General features: G+C 61.8%; 14 protein-coding genes. 10 read left to right on the top strand and 4 right to left on the bottom strand.

The window, feature by feature from the left end; translation table 11 throughout:
* Positions 1–56 precede the first annotated feature (56 nt).
* Positions 57–716 carry a hypothetical protein gene (locus AC07OE_RS05110; protein WP_495069481.1) on the bottom strand — a complete coding sequence of 220 codons (660 nt, stop codon included), beginning with the start codon at positions 714–716 and terminating at the stop codon, positions 57–59.
* 253 nt (positions 717–969) lie between these two features.
* Between AC07OE_RS05110 and AC07OE_RS05105 the strand changes: the two genes are divergently transcribed.
* The 7 genes from AC07OE_RS05105 (at position 970) to AC07OE_RS05075 (ending at position 7,302) form a co-directional block, all read left to right on the top strand.
* On the top strand, positions 970–1,527 hold the full coding sequence (locus tag AC07OE_RS05105; RefSeq protein ID WP_495069480.1) for an RNA polymerase sigma factor: 558 nt from the start codon (positions 970–972) through the stop codon (positions 1,525–1,527).
* Between the two features lie 22 nt (positions 1,528–1,549).
* Positions 1,550–1,867, top strand: a complete 318-nt coding sequence (locus tag AC07OE_RS05100) for a hypothetical protein (protein ID WP_495069479.1) — start codon at positions 1,550–1,552, stop codon at positions 1,865–1,867.
* Positions 1,864–3,099: an MFS transporter gene (locus AC07OE_RS05095; RefSeq protein WP_495069478.1), complete on the top strand. Its 1,236-nt coding sequence runs from the start codon at positions 1,864–1,866 to the stop codon at positions 3,097–3,099. The genes AC07OE_RS05100 and AC07OE_RS05095 overlap by 4 nt, the downstream gene beginning before the upstream one ends.
* 99 nt (positions 3,100–3,198) lie before the next feature.
* Positions 3,199–4,167: an ABC transporter ATP-binding protein gene (locus tag AC07OE_RS05090; RefSeq protein ID WP_495069477.1), complete on the top strand. Its 969-nt coding sequence runs from the start codon at positions 3,199–3,201 to the stop codon at positions 4,165–4,167.
* Positions 4,164–4,934, top strand: a complete 771-nt coding sequence (locus tag AC07OE_RS05085; RefSeq protein ID WP_495069476.1) for an ABC transporter permease — start codon at positions 4,164–4,166, stop codon at positions 4,932–4,934. Before AC07OE_RS05090 ends, AC07OE_RS05085 begins: the two co-directional genes overlap by 4 nt.
* A gap of 7 nt (positions 4,935–4,941) precedes the next feature.
* Positions 4,942–5,826: a thioredoxin domain-containing protein gene (locus tag AC07OE_RS05080; protein ID WP_495069475.1), complete on the top strand. Its 885-nt coding sequence runs from the start codon at positions 4,942–4,944 to the stop codon at positions 5,824–5,826.
* Between the two features lie 54 nt (positions 5,827–5,880).
* Entirely contained in the window at positions 5,881–7,302 is a 1,422-nt protein-coding gene (locus AC07OE_RS05075; protein WP_495069474.1) for an aspartate kinase, read from the top strand.
* A gap of 62 nt (positions 7,303–7,364) precedes the next feature.
* Here AC07OE_RS05075 and AC07OE_RS05070 read toward each other — a convergent pair whose 3' ends face one another.
* Entirely contained in the window at positions 7,365–8,702 is a 1,338-nt protein-coding gene (locus AC07OE_RS05070; RefSeq protein ID WP_495069473.1) for an MFS transporter, read from the bottom strand.
* A 333-nt stretch (positions 8,703–9,035) separates the two neighbouring features.
* Between AC07OE_RS05070 and rsmH the strand changes: the two genes are divergently transcribed.
* Both rsmH and AC07OE_RS05060 read left to right on the top strand, forming a co-directional pair.
* Entirely contained in the window at positions 9,036–10,094 is a 1,059-nt protein-coding gene (gene rsmH, locus AC07OE_RS05065; protein ID WP_495069472.1) for a 16S rRNA (cytosine(1402)-N(4))-methyltransferase RsmH, read from the top strand.
* An 80-nt stretch (positions 10,095–10,174) separates the two neighbouring features.
* Positions 10,175–11,449, top strand: coding sequence for a glycoside hydrolase family 125 protein (locus AC07OE_RS05060; protein ID WP_495069471.1), 1,275 nt, complete (start codon positions 10,175–10,177; stop codon positions 11,447–11,449).
* An 82-nt stretch (positions 11,450–11,531) separates the two neighbouring features.
* Here AC07OE_RS05060 and AC07OE_RS05055 read toward each other — a convergent pair whose 3' ends face one another.
* Both AC07OE_RS05055 and AC07OE_RS05050 read right to left on the bottom strand, forming a co-directional pair.
* Positions 11,532–12,893: a sensor domain-containing diguanylate cyclase gene (locus tag AC07OE_RS05055; RefSeq protein WP_495069470.1), complete on the bottom strand. Its 1,362-nt coding sequence runs from the start codon at positions 12,891–12,893 to the stop codon at positions 11,532–11,534.
* Positions 12,894–12,908: 15 nt separating this feature from the next.
* The gene (locus AC07OE_RS05050; RefSeq protein WP_495069469.1) at positions 12,909–14,033 is read right to left on the bottom strand and encodes a YHYH protein; all 1,125 of its coding nucleotides are present in this window, start codon (positions 14,031–14,033) and stop codon (positions 12,909–12,911) included.
* Between the two features lie 132 nt (positions 14,034–14,165).
* On the opposite strand from AC07OE_RS05050, the gene AC07OE_RS05045 reads away from it, so the two are divergent.
* A complete protein-coding gene (locus AC07OE_RS05045; protein WP_495069468.1) occupies positions 14,166–17,198 on the top strand; it encodes a sensor domain-containing protein in 3,033 nt (1,010 codons plus the stop codon).
* Positions 17,199–17,409 lie beyond the last annotated feature (211 nt).

Genomic DNA, 17,409 nt, shown 5'->3' with positions numbered 1-17,409 from the left:
GCTTGGGCTTGCGTTGGGGTGTTGGGTAGCGTCCAGCAGTCATTCAGGATGTGCGCTCACCGCACATGGGCGTCCTTTCGACGGGCTGCAAATTTTTCGGCCCAAATACCTCGTTTGTGCTTTCTGGCCTCAATTTCAGCTGCACTGACGGCGTTCATGAATTCGCTGTATCGCGCGTCCGAAACAAATCGCTTTGCGTCCGGTTCAATGGGCGGCCAATCGGGCGAAATTGATCGTGACATTTGATCGATCTCCACTGCATCCCGCATGAAAGCTCCGGGAAGAATTCCGCTGGAGATCAGGTCTAAGTTCAGGACTTCTTTATCATCGATGACCCAGACATAGACGAGGCGAGATTGCTTTCCCTTTGCGGTCAGACCTGGCTTGTCAGACAACGGAACAAGCATCGCCGACGGGTGCTTGGCCAACCATCTGTCAACAAACGCATCAATTTTCTGTGTTGAGTAGAGTAAGTAGGGAGAGGCATTCCCCACACACGAATAGTCGTTTGCGTCTCCCTTTCTATTGCCAATCAGTTGTTTGAAGTGGAATCCCTCAATCGGTATTGCGTCCGCCGCTGAGGAAGCGACACAGATAGACAGGAAACTCACAAAAATTGCGATTCGAAAGAACTGTGAGAAGTGTCCAAATCTGATCATTGAGGTAGCTCCCGAGACGGAATGCAATGTAGCGGCATGGCGGCGGAGATTGTGCATGGGTCCTGCACGGACGTGTCGCCAGCAAAAAAGTAAATTGGGTTGCTCATCGGGTGCTAATAAATCAGTAGTTGGCCACGTAGATTCCGTAAGGGCTGCGTGGCTTTTTCTTGACGTCAGTATTGCGATGCTGCACACAGTGACAACGGGGCGTGAAAAATCTTTAAGAAAAATTCTAAGTCGGCACAATATTTTCATTTTTGAAACGTCTTCAGAAACATGGATTTGCTGATGCCCTCGTTGCCCTTTGTGAATGACTGACCAGATCCGCGACATCGCTGCTGTTGTGCTGCGCGAGCGCTCCCGGCTGGGAAATTTCATTCGGCAGCGTGTGCGCGACCCCACGGATGCCGAAGACATCCTGCAGGACGTATTCCATGAATTCGTGGAGGCCTACCGACTTCCCGAGCCCATTGAACAGGTGGGGGCGTGGCTGTTCCAGGTGGCGCGCCATCGCATCATTGACCGCTTCCGCAAAAAGGGTGAGCAGTCGCTGAGTGATGCGGCGGATGACCCGGACGATGAGGTCAGCGAGGCGTACCGGTTGGACCTCGCCTTGCCGTCGCCGGACGCGGGGCCAGAGGCTCTGTACGCCCGCTCGGTATTGCTGCAAAGCTTGCAGCAGGCCGTGGACGAGCTGCCGGACAACCAGCGGGACGTCTTCGTGGCGCACGAGATTGAGGGCCGGAGCTTCAAGGACATGGCTGCCGTCAGTGGAGTCGCGGTGAACACCTTGTTGGCACGCAAGCGCTACGCAGTTCTGGCTTTGCGCGCACGTTTGCAATCCGTGTACGACGAATTTGAAACTTGATGACATTGGAAGGAGAAATACCATGAGATCAAAATTTGGCTTTTGGCGCTACGTGGCATGGCCTGTGTGGGCTCTGCTGGCCGCGGCCGCGATGGGTGTGGCGGTGATGCTGTTGTGGAACGCGGTAGCCCCCGCTTTGTTTGTCGATGCCCGGCAGATTGACTACCTGCATGCGCTGGGCCTGTTGGTGCTGTGCCGCATCCTCTTTGGTGGCTTTCGCGGTCACGGCGGCTGGCATGGGCGCAAGCGCTGGAACAAATGGCAATCCATGACGCCCGAGGAGCGCGAGCAGTTCCACCAACGTGGACCATGGGGCAGAACTTCGGGCGACAAGCCATGAGCACCGACGCTGCCATCCCGGCCGATACCAAGGCCCCGCCCTTGAAGTTTTCGGCGTACCAAAAAACCGTCGTCGCTATTCTGGCGTTTCTGCAGTTCGCCGTGATTCTGGATTTCATGCTCATGGCGCCGCTGGGCGCCGTGATCATGCCGACGCTGGGCATCAGCCCCAGCCAGTTTGGGCTGGTGGTGTCTGCCTATGCCTTCAGCGCGGGTGCGGTGGGGCTGCTGACCGCAGGGTTTGCGGACCGTTATGACCGCAAGAAATTGCTATTGTTTTTCTATGCCGGTTTCATCCTCGGCACGCTGTGGTGTGGCCTGGCGCAAAGCTTTGAAACCCTGCTGATGGCGCGTATCGTTACCGGCCTGTTTGGCGGCGTCATCGGCTCGGTGGTGCTGGCCATCGCGACGGACTTGTTCCCGCCGCAGATGCGGGGCCGCGTCATGGGGGTGGTGCAAACCGCCTTTGCTGCCAGTCAGGTGTTGGGCATCCCCGTGGGACTGTACCTGTCGAACCAATGGAGCTGGCACATGCCATTCCTGGCCATGGCAGCGCTGGGCGTACTGGGCGGCGTGGCCGTGGCCTGGTTGATGCGGCCCGTGGCCGACCACCTCAAGTTGCCGCAGGAACACAGTCCATGGATGCACCTGTTTCACACCCTGACGGAGCCCAGCTACCTGCTCGCCTTTGCGACGACCGCGCTGGTGGCTACGGGCGGCTTCATGCTGATGCCCTTCAGCAGTGCGTTTGCCGTGAACAACCTGGGCATCAGCCTGGACCATCTGCCCACGGTTTACCTGATCACCGGCCTGTGCACCATTGTGTTCGGGCCCTTGATTGGCAGGGCAGCAGACGCGTTTGGCCAGTTTCGCGTGTTCATGTTCGGCACGGCGGTCACCATCGTCATGGTGCTGGTCTACACGCATCTGGGCCCGGTATCGCTGGCCATGGTGGTCGTGGTCAATACTGTCATGTTCGTGGGCATCTTCTCGCGGATGATTCCGTTTCGGGCACTCGTCGCCTCGGTGCCCATCGTCTCGCAGCGCGGGTCGTTCAATGCGATCAGTGGTTCACTGCAGCAGCTCTCTGGCGGTATTGCTTCTGTCATTGCCGGGCACATTGTGAGCCTCGGGCCCGATGGCAAGCTGCAGCACTTTGATGTGGCCGGCTACGTGGTGCTGGGGGCCTCGGTGGCCGCCGCCCTGTTGCTGTGGCGGTTGCAGCGCAAGTGAGGTGTACCAGTCTTGGAAGGCCTTTGCGCAGCGCAGCCATGGAGATAGCGTGACAATAGGCGCCCCGGTTCCAGACAACCCTTTCAGCCATTGCCACGCATGCCCGTCACTTCCACCTTCGATTCCGCCGCGGACGCCATCGTCCGCGTGCACGGCCTGAGCAAAACCTATGCGGGCGGATTCCAGGCCCTCAAAAACATCAACCTGGACATCCGTCGCGGCGAAATTTTTGCGCTTCTGGGGCCAAACGGGGCCGGCAAAACCACGCTGATCAGCGTGATCTGCGGCATGAGCACTGCCACCGAAGGCACGGTGACTGCCGATGGCCACGACACCGCGCGCGACTACCGTGCTGCGCGCTCCATCATCGGCCTGGTGCCCCAGGAGTTGCACACCGATTCGTTTGAAACCGTGTGGGCCACGGTGAGCTTCAGCCGCGGGCTGTTTGGCAAGCCGCCCAATCCGGCGTTCATTGAAAAAATCCTCAAAGACCTGTCGCTGTGGGACAAGAAGGACAACAAGATTCTGCAGCTCTCCGGTGGCATGAAGCGCCGCGTGCTGATTGCCAAGGCCTTGTCGCACGAGCCGAAGATTCTGTTCCTTGACGAGCCCAGCGCGGGTGTGGACGTGGAGTTGCGCCATGACATGTGGCGCCTGGTGCGCCAGCTGCGAGATGCCGGCACCACCATCATCCTGACCACCCATTACATCGAAGAAGCCGAAGACATGGCTGACCGCATCGGCGTGATCCGCAAGGGCGAACTGATTGTGGTGGAAGACAAGGATGTGCTGATGCGCAAGCTGGGCAAGAAGCAGCTCATGCTTACCCTACAGCACCCCATGGAACGCGTGCCAGAGGCATTGGCACCCTGGTCCCTCACCCTGGCGCAGAATGGCCAACAGCTGATCTACAGTTTTGACACCCAGCAGGAAGACACCGGCATTGCCGCGTTGCTGCGCGCCCTGGGGGAGCAGGGCATTGATTTCAAGGACCTGCATTCCAGCGAAAGCTCGCTGGAAGACATTTTCGTCAGCCTGGTTCACGACACGAAAGCACCACAAGCATGAACGGCCTCAACCTGCACGGCGTGCGCGCCATCTACCGTTTTGAGATGCACCGTGCGTTTCGCACCTGGATGCAAAGCCTGATTGCGCCCGTGCTTTCCACCGCGCTGTACTTTATCGTCTTCGGCTCGGCCATTGGCTCGCGCATGGGCGACATTGGCGGTGTGGGCTATGGCGCCTACATCATTCCAGGGTTGCTGATGCTGTCGCTGCTGTCCGAGAGTATTTCCAACGCATCCTTTGGCATCTACATGCCCAAATGGTCTGGCACCATTTATGAGTTGCTGAGCGCGCCGGTCAGCTGGGTTGAGGTGCTGCTGGGTTATGTGGGCGCTGCGGTGAGCAAGTCCCTCATGGTGGGTACGCTCATCCTCGTGACAGCGCGTTTTTTCGTGCCGTACGAAGTTGCGCACCCCGTGTGGATGGCGGGTTTTCTCATCCTGACCGCCACCACCTTCTGCCTGTTTGGTTTCATCATCGGGCTGTGGGCCGACAGCTTTCAAAAGCTGCAGGTCATCCCGCTGTTGGTGATCACCCCGCTGACGTTCCTGGGTGGCGCGTTCTACAGTATCAGCATGCTGCCGCCGCTGTGGCAGAGCGTCTCATTGTTCAACCCGGTGGTCTACCTGATCAGTGGCCTGCGCTGGGCGTTCTATGGCCATGCTGATGTCCAGATTGGCATGAGCGTGGGGATGACGTTCGCGTTCATGCTGGCCTGCCTTGCCGTGGTGTGGTGGGTGTTCAAGACTGGACACCGTATTCGCAAATGAGCTCCCGATGAAACATCTGCTTGTCTTCCTAGGCACCCTCGCAAGTCTGTGCGCTGGCTCCGTCCGCGCCGATGCCGACAGCGCTGCGGCCGCGTACTATGAGCACCGCGAACGGCTGCACTATGACAACACCGCGCGCAGCACCAGCGTCGCACGAGCCGACACGCTGGTGAAGGGCGTCTACCGTCTGGAAGACCGTGCCACTGGTCGCTTCATCGCGCTGATCACCGAGCGCGGCGACCTGAAGGGGGATTCCGAGGGGTGGGTCCGGGTGGGGCCCGAAGGCCCCGAGCCGCTGACCACAGCCGAGCTTGCGCAGCTGCGTGCCGAGGTGATGCGCAACATCGCCTGGGATCAGCTGGTCGAGGACCGGTATGGCCGCGGCGGTGGCCGTCGACTTATTTTGTTATCCGCCGTCAACTGCCCTTTCTGCGAAAACATGGAGGCCAATCTGGCGCGCATGGCCGCTTCGCTGGACACCACCTTTTATGTCTTGCCTGCTTCGCTAACGCCGCTGTCCACCGAGGGTGCTGGCTTGCGCACTTGGCAGCAGGCCGCGGCGCTGCGCTGTGCGAAGGACCCCGGCGCGGCCTGGCGGCGTTTCTGGACGCACCGCACCATACCGAACAGCGCAGGCTGTGCCATAGACGCGGAGGCCGCGCAGCGCAGTTCCCGCAACTTTGGCACGGTACTGGCCAGCATTGGCACCAGGGTAAGCGGCACGCCTGCGGTGATCCGCGAGGACGGCACCCGGCTCACCGTGCCGCCTGACATGGACTTGGCCTACGCCACCGCGATCTATGGTCCCGCGGGGTTGCCGGCAGGATTGCCTGCGCCCGGCACGCCGCCTGTGTGGCTCGTGGGACCCCGCAAGGGCGCTGCCGCAAACTAGTGGAAAATACTGGGTTTTCCGGCTTTCCAACCTTTTGCTCCCCCGAGCTAGTCCATGTCTGACGTAACTTCTTCCAAGATCTCTGTCGAGAAAATCGGCGGCACCTCCATGACCGCCTTTGGCGATGTGCTGCGCCACATCATGTTGCACGACCCCAAGCGCATTTACGGTCGCATTTACGTGGTGTCGGCCTACTCGGGCGTGACCAACCAGCTGCTGGAGCACAAGAAGACCGGCGAGCGCGGCATTTACGCACTGTTTGCCGAAGGCAAGGGCTACCAGGACGCGCTGACGGGCCTGGCTGCCAGCCTGAAAAAGCTTAACGCCGGCTATGCCGATCTGGGCCTGCCACTGGCCGTGGCCGACGCCTTTATTGACCAGCGCATTGCACAGGCCCGCGAGTACCTGGGGGCCATGCAGCATGTGTTGGCCAGCGGTTACCTGAGCCGCCATGACGTGCTGTTGGCTGCGCGCGAGGTGTTGGCCTCCATCGGCGAATCCCACAGCGCGTTCAACTCGGTGGAAATTCTCAAGGCCAACGGCGTCAAGGCCGTTCTCATGGACCTGGCTGGTTTTGACGACAACGAGGCCTGGACCATTGACGAGCGCATCGCACAAAGCTTCAAGGACCTGGACCTGGTCAACAGCGTGATCGTGGCCACGGGTTACACCAAGGGCACGGAAGGCATCATGCGCGAGTTCGACCGCGGCTACTCTGAAGTCACCTTCAGCAAGATTGCCGTGGAAGTGCGTCCCGCCGAGGCCGTGATTCACAAGGAGTTCCACCTGTCTTCCGCCGACCCCAACCTCGTGGGGTTGGAAAACGCCATTGTGGTGGGCGCCACGAACTACGACGTGGCCGACCAGCTGGCCGATGTGGGCATGGAAGCCATCCACCCCAAGGCATCCAAGCCCATGGAGTTGGCCGGCATCCCGATCCGCCTGAAAAACACCTTCGAGCCCGACCACCCGGGCACGCTGATCACCAAGGACTTTGTGGGCGAGCGCGCCCGCGTGGAAATCGTGACCGGTACGGACAAGGTCACGCTCATCGAAATCCACGACCCCATGATGGTCGGCACCGTGGGCTTTGATGCCGGGCTGATGACCGTGTTCTGCAAGCACGACATCAGCTACATCCTCAAGGCCACCAACGCCAACTCCATCGCCCACCTGGTGTGGGACAACCAGGTGACGGCCGAACTGGTGGCCGAGCTGGAGGCGCTGTACCAGGTGGTTACCGTCAAGCCCAGCGCCATCGTCTGCACCATTGGCTCCAACATCGGCATTCCCGGTGTACTGGCCAAGGCCGCGCAGGCGCTGGCCGATGCAGAGGTCAACGTGAACTGTGTCTCGCAAACCCTGCGCCAGGTGAACATGCAGTTTGTGATTGAGCGCGAAGATTACAAGACTGCGGTCAAGGCGCTCAACATGGCCCTGTGTGTCAACTCTGGCACGCCAGTGCCACGCGTCTGAGTTTGGCAAACACCAAGCAAAAAGGCCCGCGATGCGGGCCTTTTTTTTCGTCGGTGTGGCGCTTAGCGGGCTAGTGCGCTGTCACTCATGTCCAGGTCGCGGGTTTCACGCGAGAGGTACAGCGCCAGCATGGTGATGACACCGTTGGCCGCCATGTACAGACCCACGCCCCACAGGCCGTAGCTCTTGTTGAGCTCCATGGCCACCAGGGTGGGGATGGAGGCCCCCACGATGGACGACAGGTTGTACGCCAGCGAGGCACCCGAGTAGCGCACTTCCGTGGGGAACAGCTCGGGCAGCAGCGCGGCCATGGGGCCAAAGGTCATACCCATCACGGCCATGCCAATCACGATGAAGGCCGCCACCGACAGCACGGTGCCCTGGTTCAGAAAAGTGGGCATCAACAAGCCCAGCACCACGATGCCGGTGGTGACCCACAGCAGCCAGGTGCGACGCCCCAGCTTGTCGGCCCATACGCCACCCAGCGTGGTGAAGATGCCGAACACCACCGCACCGATCAACAGCAGGCCGGTGAAGGTGTTAGGCGGAATGCCCAGCCCCGTGGCGTGGCCCGCGGCCGAGAGGGCAACCGGGCTCTTGGAATAGACCTGCACAAAGGCTGTCATCAGGTAGAACAGCACATAGGTGGTGGACATGCAGAAAATGCCGCGCACCAAGGCGCCTGGGTGCTGCTTGAACACGGCGCTCACCGGTGCCTGCAGCTTGCGGCCTTCGCGCTCCACCTTCTGGAAGGCAGCGCTTTCGTGCAGGTTCAAGCGCACGTACAGCCCCACGGCCACCAGCACGATGGACATGAGGAAGGGAATGCGCCAGGCCCAGGCCACCAGGGCCTCGCTGCCCAGCTGTGAGCTCACCAGAAAGAACACGCCGTTGGCCACAAACAGACCGATGGGCGCGCCCAATTGGGGAAAACTGCCGAACAGGCCGCGTTTGCCCTTGGGTGCGTTTTCAGTGGCGACCAACGCTGCGCCACCCCATTCGCCGCCCAGGCCGATACCCTGGCCAATGCGGCAGACGCACAGCAGCACCGGCGCCCACAGGCCAATGCTGTCGTAGGTGGGTAACAAGCCGATGGCTACGGTCGATACGCCCATGGTCAGCAGCGAGGCCACCAACGTGGTCTTGCGGCCAATCCGGTCGCCAAAGTGGCCAAACAGTGCCGAGCCAATGGGGCGTGCCAGAAAGGCCAGTGCCAGGGTCGACAAGGAGAGCAGGGTGGCAGCCGACGGGTCGCCCTTGGGGAAGAATTGGCTGTTGAACACCAGCACCGCAGCAGCGGCGTAGATGTAGTAATCGTAAAACTCGATCGCGGTGCCCACCAGGGACGCGATAGCTACTTTGCCGGGCGAGTTGCCCTGCGCAGCAGGTGATGCAGACATGGAAAACCTTTCAGAACATGCTTCTAGACGTATGCCTGCTGACCTCGGTGTGAGGGCAGTGCACGGTGGCAGAAATTGGTGGGTAGTTTTCTGCCCGCCAGGCTGGGGGTAAACCAGTCGGCATGCCAGGCTGAACAGAGCCGTTGTAAGGCCCTGCTCACGATTCATACCTAAACCCGGGGAGCCGCGGATTATGCCCGCTGGCGGGCCGTCGCGTGAAGATGGGCGAATTCGGGTTGCTAAGGTTGCTACGAATTTCGTAGCTAATTGTGAAGATTCCACGGGGGCTAGCCGAGGTTTTATACGAGGAGTCGCGTGGCCGCATAATGGCCAATGACCGACGCTTCCCCACCCCACAAGCGCCGCGTGCGTTACGCGGGCACCCACCCCCGCCAGTTTGAAGAGAAATACAAAGAGCTGGACCCTGTGCGCCATGCGGCCGAGGTGGACAAGGTCATGCAGCGCGGGCAAACGCCTGCGGGCATGCACCGCTCCATTTGCGTGGACGAAATCCTCACCATCCTGAAACCTGTGCCGGGCGAAATCGGACTGGACTTGACCCTGGGCTTTGGCGGCCACACGCTGGCCATGCTGCCGCTGGTGCAGCCGGGCGGACGCATGTTTGGCATGGATGTGGACCCCATTGAATTGCCCCGCACCACAGCGCGGTTGCGCGCCCTGGGCTTTGGCGAAGACGCGCTCAGCGTGCACCGCGCCAACTTCAGCGAACTGGCCACCTTGCTGCCGCAGGCGGGCGGGGGCTTTGACTTTGTGCTGGCCGACCTGGGCGTGTCGTCCATGCAGATTGACAACCCGGCACGGGGCTTCAGTTTCCGGGCCAATGGCCCGCTGGATTTGCGCCTGGACCCCAGCAACGGCCAGTCTGCCAGCGAGCTGCTGCTGTGCGTGACCCGGCATCGGCGACGCGACCTGCTGACCGACAACGCCGACGAGCCCTTCGCCATTCCCTTGGCCGCGGCCCTGCAAGGCCAGTACCTGGAAACCACCGTGCAACTGGCCGAACTGGTGCGCGCCACCATGGAGCTGGCCTACAAGCGCAGCATGCCGGCCGAAGAACGCTTGGTGGAAACCAAGAAGGTGCTACAGCGTACCTTCCAGGCATTGCGCATTGAGGTAAATGACGAATTTGGCGTGCTGGACACCATGCTGCTGAACCTGCCCGCTTGCCTGAAGCCCGGTGGTCGCGTGGCCATCCTCAGCTTTCATTCGGGAGAAGACCGGCGCGTGAAAAAATGCTTTCAAACCGGGGAACGCAACGGCACGTTCAGTAGCGTGGCAGCCGACCCCATCCGCGCGTCGTACGACGAACAGCGCAGCAACCCGCGCTCGTCATCCGCCAAGTTGCGCTGGGCCGTGCGGGCGCTGCACTAAGCGCTGCGGCCGCAGTGGATTGGTAACCCGGCAGTAACTTGCCGGGGTGCAACGGTGGTCGCCCGTGCTATGGTTTAGCCATGCACTTACCCCAGCTCACTGACCGCATCGAGCAGGCAGCCCGCCAGTTGCCCGCCGATTCCGCGCTGCAGGCCCAATTCAAAACCTGCGCCCTCAACACCATTGAAACCACGACCGAGCGTTTGGACGATGGCACGACCTTTGTGTTCACCGGAGACATTCCTGCGCTGTGGTTGCGCGACTCGTCCGCCCAGGTGCGGCACTACCTGCTGTTGGCCGCGGATGTTCCCGAGGTGCAGGATTTGGTGGCTGGCCTGATCCGCCGCCAGATGGATTGCATCCTGCTCGACCCCTACGCCAATGCCTTCAACAAGGGCCCCACGGGCGGTGGCCACCCCGGTGATCTGACCGACGCGCACCCCATGGTGTGGGAGCGCAAGTACGAGATCGATTCTCTGTGCTATCCGCTGGACCTGGCCTGGCAGTTCTGGAAGCGCAGCGGCGTGACCACCGTGTTTGACGACACCTGGCGCCGCGCGGTGCGTACGGTCGCCGCCTTGTTCCGCACCGAGCAGCGGCACTTTGAGGATTCGCCGTACCGCTTTCAGCGCCCCCATGCCGTGCAAACGGACACTTTGCGCAACCAGGGCATGGGTATGCCTGTGAACTACACGGGCATGACTTGGTCAGGTTTCAGGCCCAGCGATGACGCCTGCGAATTCGGCTACCTCATTCCGGCCAATATGTATGCCGTGGTGGCGCTGCGCCGCACAGCAGAAATTTTGCGCACGGTGTGCAAGGACACGGCGTTGGCCACCGAGCTGGAAACCCTGGCAGAAGAGATCGACCACGGCATTCAGCTCTATGGCACGGTGCTGCACCCGGTGCACGGCAAGATCTACGCGTACGAAACCGATGGCTTTGGCAACCATCACCTGATGGATGATGCCAATGTGCCCAGCTTGCTGTCGATTTCCTACCTGGGCTACGCGCCGGCCGATGACCCGGTGGTCCAGAACACGCGCCGCTTTGTGCTCAGCCGCGACAACCCCTATTTCCAGCAGGGCAGCCGGGCCCAGGGCGTTGGCAGCCCGCACACGCCGCCGGGCTATGTCTGGCCCATTGGCATCGCCATGCAGGGGCTGACCACCTCCGACCACCAGGAACGCCTGGCGCTGATCGCCATGCTGCGCGATTGCGATGCTGGCACAGGGCTGATGCATGAGAGCTTCCACCCCGACCGGCCCGAGGAATTCACCCGGCCCTGGTTTGCCTGGGCGAACACCTTGTTTGCCGAATTGCTGATTGAAACCTACGGCTTGGGTCTGCGCTAGTTCACAGTTGGGTTTTGAATTTGCTACTGATTCAGGAGCGGGCTGCGCAGACTCTACGGGGGCTGTGCGGCTTTTTTTTCTTCTAGTCGGTGCAGACCATGTTGCGTCCACCGTGCTTGGCGCGGTAGAGCAGGGCGTCGGCCGCTTCCAGCATGTGTTCAAAGCTGGCAGCCTGGGTACCGCTGCACAGGCCCACGCTGATGGTGATGCGCAGGTCCGGGTGCACCTCATGCCAGGGGTAGGCTTCCACGCGATGGCGCAGTGCCTCGCAGACCTCACGGGCGTGGAACAGGTCGGCTTCGGGAAAAGCCACCACAAATTCTTCACCGCCGTAGCGCGCCACCAGGTCGGAGCTGCGCGTGCTTTGCTGCAGGATTTCGCCCAGGCGGCGCAGCACCTCGTCACCCGTGGCATGGGCGAAGCGGTCGTTGACACTCTTGAAGTGGTCGATGTCGCACAGCATCACGCTGAAGGGCCGCTGGTAGCGCTGCGCGCTGGCAAAGAACTGGGCGCACTGCGCATCAAAATGCCGGCGGTTGTGCAGGCCCGTCAGCGCGTCGCGCAGGCTTAGCTCGCGCATCTGCGCGGCCATGGCCTCGATCTGCGCGTGCGACTTCTGCAGGTCTTCGTACTGCCGCGCAATCTCGTCGCTCATGCGGTTGAAGGTCTGTGCCAGCACGCCGACCTCATTGTGAGATTCCACAGGCACCTGCTGGCGCAGCGCGCCCTGGCCCATGGCCTGCACCGCCGTGGTCAGGTTGCGCAGGGAGCGGCTCAGCCGGTTGCCCAGGAACAGCCCCAGCAGCAGCGTGAGCGCCAGTCCCATGGTGGTGCCCAGCACCAGCGATTCACGCATGGCAGAAAGGTAGCCCAGGTCCAGGTCGGAGTAGTTAGGCTCGCCCTGGGGTGAGGAATAGGCCACCACCCTGCCGTCCAGCAGGATGGGGAACATGCGGGCGCGGTCCTCATCGTGGATCAGGTCGCCCAGTTTGTAGGGCGCCAGCGTGAACAGCGAGCGGTAGTCCGCACCAAACAGGTAAAAGCGAAACGGCGGCTTGTGTAGCCCGCCACCGGGACCAGGGGGCGGTGGCCGGTTGCCCGGCTGGGCCACCAGCCCGGGGCCCACGGGGCGGGATTCTTCTGGCGGCGGCAACACGCTCCCACCGGCATCCGGCCGCGGAGGGGGGCGATTCCGCTCGGAAAACGCCCGGAAGCCCTCTACCTTCTGGCCCTCTTCCCAGCTGCCATAGGTTTGGAAATACTTCTGCACATCGCTGGTGAAGTTCTTGCTGGACTCCTGCATCACCAGGGTGTTGAACTTCTTCATGAGCCGCTGGTAGGTCAGCCCACCCACGATGGCGGTGGACGCCAGGCTGGTGACCAGCAGGCAGGCAATGAGTTCGGTGCGCAGCGACAGGTTCCAGCGGGGGAGCAAGGTGGTCATGGGGGCCTTCATTAATTAACGGGCTGCGTTCAGGGCCGACTGGAGTGCGTCCACACTGATGCCCAGCTTGGCAGCGGCGGCACGCAGGTCAGGCGGGGGCGGGCCCAGGGCCTCACGCAATTTTTGTGCACTCATGCCCAGCGCTGCCGCGGCCTTGTTCAGGTCCGGCGGTGCGCCGCCCGGGCCGGCGGGGCCCGCAGGCCCGCCGGGAGGCCCACCTGCGCCGCCTTCGGGTGGCCGCCCGCCGGGGCCAGCCATGCCGCGGTTGGGGCGGGGGCCGCTGATAGTGGACACATCCGCCTGCTTGTAGCTGCCGCGCAGGCAGCCAGCGGTGTACGGAAAGTCCGGCGTGGCGTGGTAGTGGTACATCGTCACCGGCTTGCCCTCCCAGACGATGCTGTGGGTGTGACCGTGGCATTCGTCCAGGTCTTGACTGGCGAGGGCCTGGCCTTTTTCTCCATAGGGACCGTAGAGGCCGAAGCCGTCCACCAGATAGCCCACCAGCGCGGAGTGGCCGCTGGGTTCGCGCTTGTCTGCCACACAGTTGCTGAGGCTGTGGTAGTGGTACACCCCTGACTCCTGCGGGTGGCCCTGGCAGGCGTCCTGGGTTTCGTGGGCTACGGCATCGCGACCGGGCGCATCGAGCGCGTTGAACAGCACGGCCCCGCTCAGCAGAACACCGATGGCCCCCGGTGCGCAGCTGGGCTGAGCCGCTAACGTCGGCCACAGTGGCAGCGCCACCTGCATGGTTTGCGCCTTGATGCTGTTGGGGTTGCGGTCATAGCGGTAGGCCTCGCTGTTGCCGGGAATGGGAAAGCTGCCCGTGGCGTGGCTGGGCAGGTCATTGCCGCTGAATATGCGTTGGCCCTGCTGCACGCTCAGGGCAAATTGCGAGGGCCAGCTCACTTGCCCGGGCACCACGGCCTTGGCAGTCAGGTCATAGGTGCCTTTGGCGGTGTTGATCCACGGCCCGACCTGCTGGGCACCGCCCGCTTGCGGGTCCACGTGGCACGCCCAGATCCAGCCCACCTTGGGTGCCTGGGATACCTTGCCGTCGCCCAAGGGCAAAGCGGTCAGGTCATGGCTGTGCGCCGAGGTGCAGGCCACGGCCCAGATCAAAACAGGGATCGTCTTCTTCATCCGAGGCTCCTGGTGGTTGAGCGGACTGGGGCACAAGGATACGGCATGAAAGAACCCGGTTCAAAATGTTATTCGTTGTTGCACCCAAAGGAATCGGTGTACAAAAGGGGAAGATCTTTTTTCAGGCAGTCCATGAATCCGAGCAGCGCCCGCAACCGCTTTATTGCCATTGCTACCAGTGCCTATCTGGTTTTTGCGCTGTCGTGGATTTTTCTCTCGGACCAGCTGCTGGCCAGCTTCACGGATGTGTCCTCGCTGATTTGGCTCTCTACGGCCAAGGGACTGCTGTTCGTCGTCAGCACCGCGGCTATGTTTTTCGTGGCTCTACAAGCAGTGCCGCCGGCCGAGCCCCGTGGAGAGAGAAGTTTTATCGGCAGCCTGGACCAAGGCCTTGTGGTGTTGCAGGCGCCGCGCTGGATGGTGTACGTGTTTGCGCTACTGGTGACTCTGCTCATGGTCGCCGTGCGGGAGGCCATTGCTCATGGCCAGACCAACCGCCCCATGCTCATCCTGTTCATGATGCCCATCATTCTGAGTGCCCTGATTGGCGGGCTGGGGCCGGGCCTGTTGTCGACCTTGGTGGCCACAGCAGGAGCCTATTGGGTGATCGTGGGTCCTCTCACGTCGAGCGCTGCCGTGACCAGTCTGGACCAGATCCAATGGGCCACGCTGATGGCCAATGGCGTGGCGATCAGCTTGCTGAGCGCCGTCTTGCGACACGCGCTGCGCCGTGCTGAAAATCAGCGCCGTCTGCTGGATGGGGTGGTCACGGGCACCTCGGACATGGTGTATGTCGAAGACCTGGCGGGCCGGACTCTGCTGCGTAACCAGGCTGCGGCGCTGCTCGGTCAGGCATCGGGGGAACGGTCCATGGCCCAGGACGCAGCCGTCGTGGAGGGAGGCGTCACCCAAACGCATGAGGAAACATTGAGGATGCCGGATGGGGAGGAACGGGTGTTTCTGGTAACCAAAGGACCGATCCGCGATGCCGCTGGCACGGTGTTTGGCATTTTTGGCATTTCCCGTGACATCACCGATCGCCAACGTGCTGAGGCGCTCTTGCGTGCGCGCGAGCGGCAACTGGCCCGTGTCACCGAAGGCTCGGACCAGGGCTTTTGGGACTGGAATCTGAAGACCAATGCATTTCAGGTCAGCGGCCGGTGGGAAAGCATGCTTGGCTACGCGCCCGGAGAAATGAAAGTCAGCCTGGAGCACTGGGCTGATCACGTGCACCCGGATGACCTGGCCGAATCCATGGCATCCATCCAGCGGCATCTGGCCGGGGAGACCAATAACCATGAGATGGATCTGCGGTGCAAGGCCAAGAACGGGGAGTGGCGCTGGATTCATACCCGCGGTCGTGTTGTGGAGTGGGACAGCGATGGCAAGCCTCTGGCCATGGCCGGATCGCACACCGACGTGACCCAGCAAAGGGCCTTGGAGCTGGCGCAGCGAGAGGCCAGCACCGTGTTCGAGAGCAGCTACGAAGGTCTGATGGTGGTCGATGCGGATGGCTTGATCGTCAAGGTCAACCCGGCGTTTGTGCGCATCACCGGCTACGCCCCGGAGGAGGTCATTGGACAGTCGCCCCGCATCCTGTCATCGGGCAAGCAGGACGCCGACTTTTACGCGCAAATGTGGGCGTCCATCGGCAAGCAGGATTTCTGGCAGGGCGAGATCTGGAATCGGCGCAAGAGCGGTGAGATTTATGCCGAAATGCTCTCAATCTCGGTGGTTCGTGGCAGTGGCGGTGCGGTGGAGCACTATGTGGCGGTGTTTTCTGACATCAGCCGGCTCAAGGCGCATGAGGCCGAACTGGACCGTATGGCGCACTACGACCCTCTTACTGGAGTGCCCAACCGCCGTCTCCTGGCAGACCGCCTTGCGCAGGCGATTGCCCGCACGGCCCGCAGCGATTTGTCGCTGGCGGTGTGCTATCTGGACCTGGACAGCTTCAAGCAAGTCAACGACGAACATGGTCACCCGGGCGGCGACCAGCTGCTGATTGGCGTTGCTGAGCATCTGAAAAGAATCATGCGTGCAGAAGACACCCTGGCCCGGTTGGGCGGTGACGAGTTCGTGCTGTTGTTGGCCGATATTGGGTCGCCGGAGGAGTGTTCTGTCATCCTTGAGCGGGTGCTCGGGGCCGCCAGCAGCCCGGTGCAGGTAGCTGGCCGGACCGTCAGTGTCTCGGCCAGCATTGGGGTGAGCCTGTACCCACAAGACCACGCCGATGCCGACACCTTGTTGCGCCATGCGGACCAAGCGATGTACTTGGCCAAGAATGCCGGCAAGAACCGCTTTCATTTGTTTGACCCGGAAAGTGATCGCAAGGCGCAGCAACACCGGCACTACATCGACCGGGTGCGGCTGGCGTTGGAGCAAAGTGAATTGGTGCTGCATTACCAGCCCAAGGTGGATTTGCGCGATGGCCGTTTGGTTGGCGTGGAGGCCTTGGTGCGCTGGCAGCACCCGGAAAAAGGTTTGCTGCCACCCTCAGAGTTTCTGCCCCATATTCAGGGCAGCCCGCTGGAGCAGGTCTTGGGGGATTGGGTTATTCAGACCGCACTGTCGCAGGCCGCGCGTTGGCTCGATCAAGGCCTGCAGTTGCAAATGGGGGTCAACATCTCTGCATCACACCTGGTCCAGGCCGATTTCTGTGACAAGTTGGCTGCCGCCCTGTCTGCCCAGCCACTGCTGCCACCGGAATCGCTGGAGCTGGAGGTGCTGGAGACGGCGGCTTTTGAAGACATCAACGCGGCAGGTTCCGTGCTGCGGCGATGCCAGGCACTGGGCGTGCGTTTTGCGCTGGATGACTTCGGCACCGGCTATTCGTCCCTGACCTATCTGCGCAAACTGCCTGTGGACACCCTGAAGATTGACCAGAGTTTTGTGCGCGACATGCTGACCGACAGTGATGACCGAGGCATTGTGGAGAGCGTGATCCGTCTGGCCAGTGCCTTCAACCGTGAGGTGATTGCGGAGGGCGTGGAGACATTGGACATTGGTGCCACCTTGCTCGGCATGGGTTGCCATCTGGCGCAAGGTTACGGCGTCGCCAAGCCCATGCCTGCCGCCGCTCTGGCCCCCTGGGCGGCGCAATGGCGCCAGCAGGCACGCTGGCGCGATCTGGCCGCCATGGCTGGCAAGGTTACAGGTCCATAGGTAATGCGGATGCCATCGGTTTGCAGCCCCATCACCTGCACGGCGGTTCCTCCACATACAGAACGGTATCGGTGTTGATGTGCACCTCGTCCTCTGTGGCGGGGTCGGTGGCCTTGTGGAAATGGGCAATGGGGTCCTCGGATCGTGAAATGTGTGACCCCATGCTCGGCGATTGGTGGGCTCGGCGCCGTGTGGTGGCGCACAAAACAGG

It is taken from the genome of Rhodoferax sp. GW821-FHT09E07, from assembly GCF_059416145.1.
The sequence above is the reverse complement of the archived record's forward strand: the minus strand, read 5'-3'. Positions and strand labels throughout refer to the sequence as shown.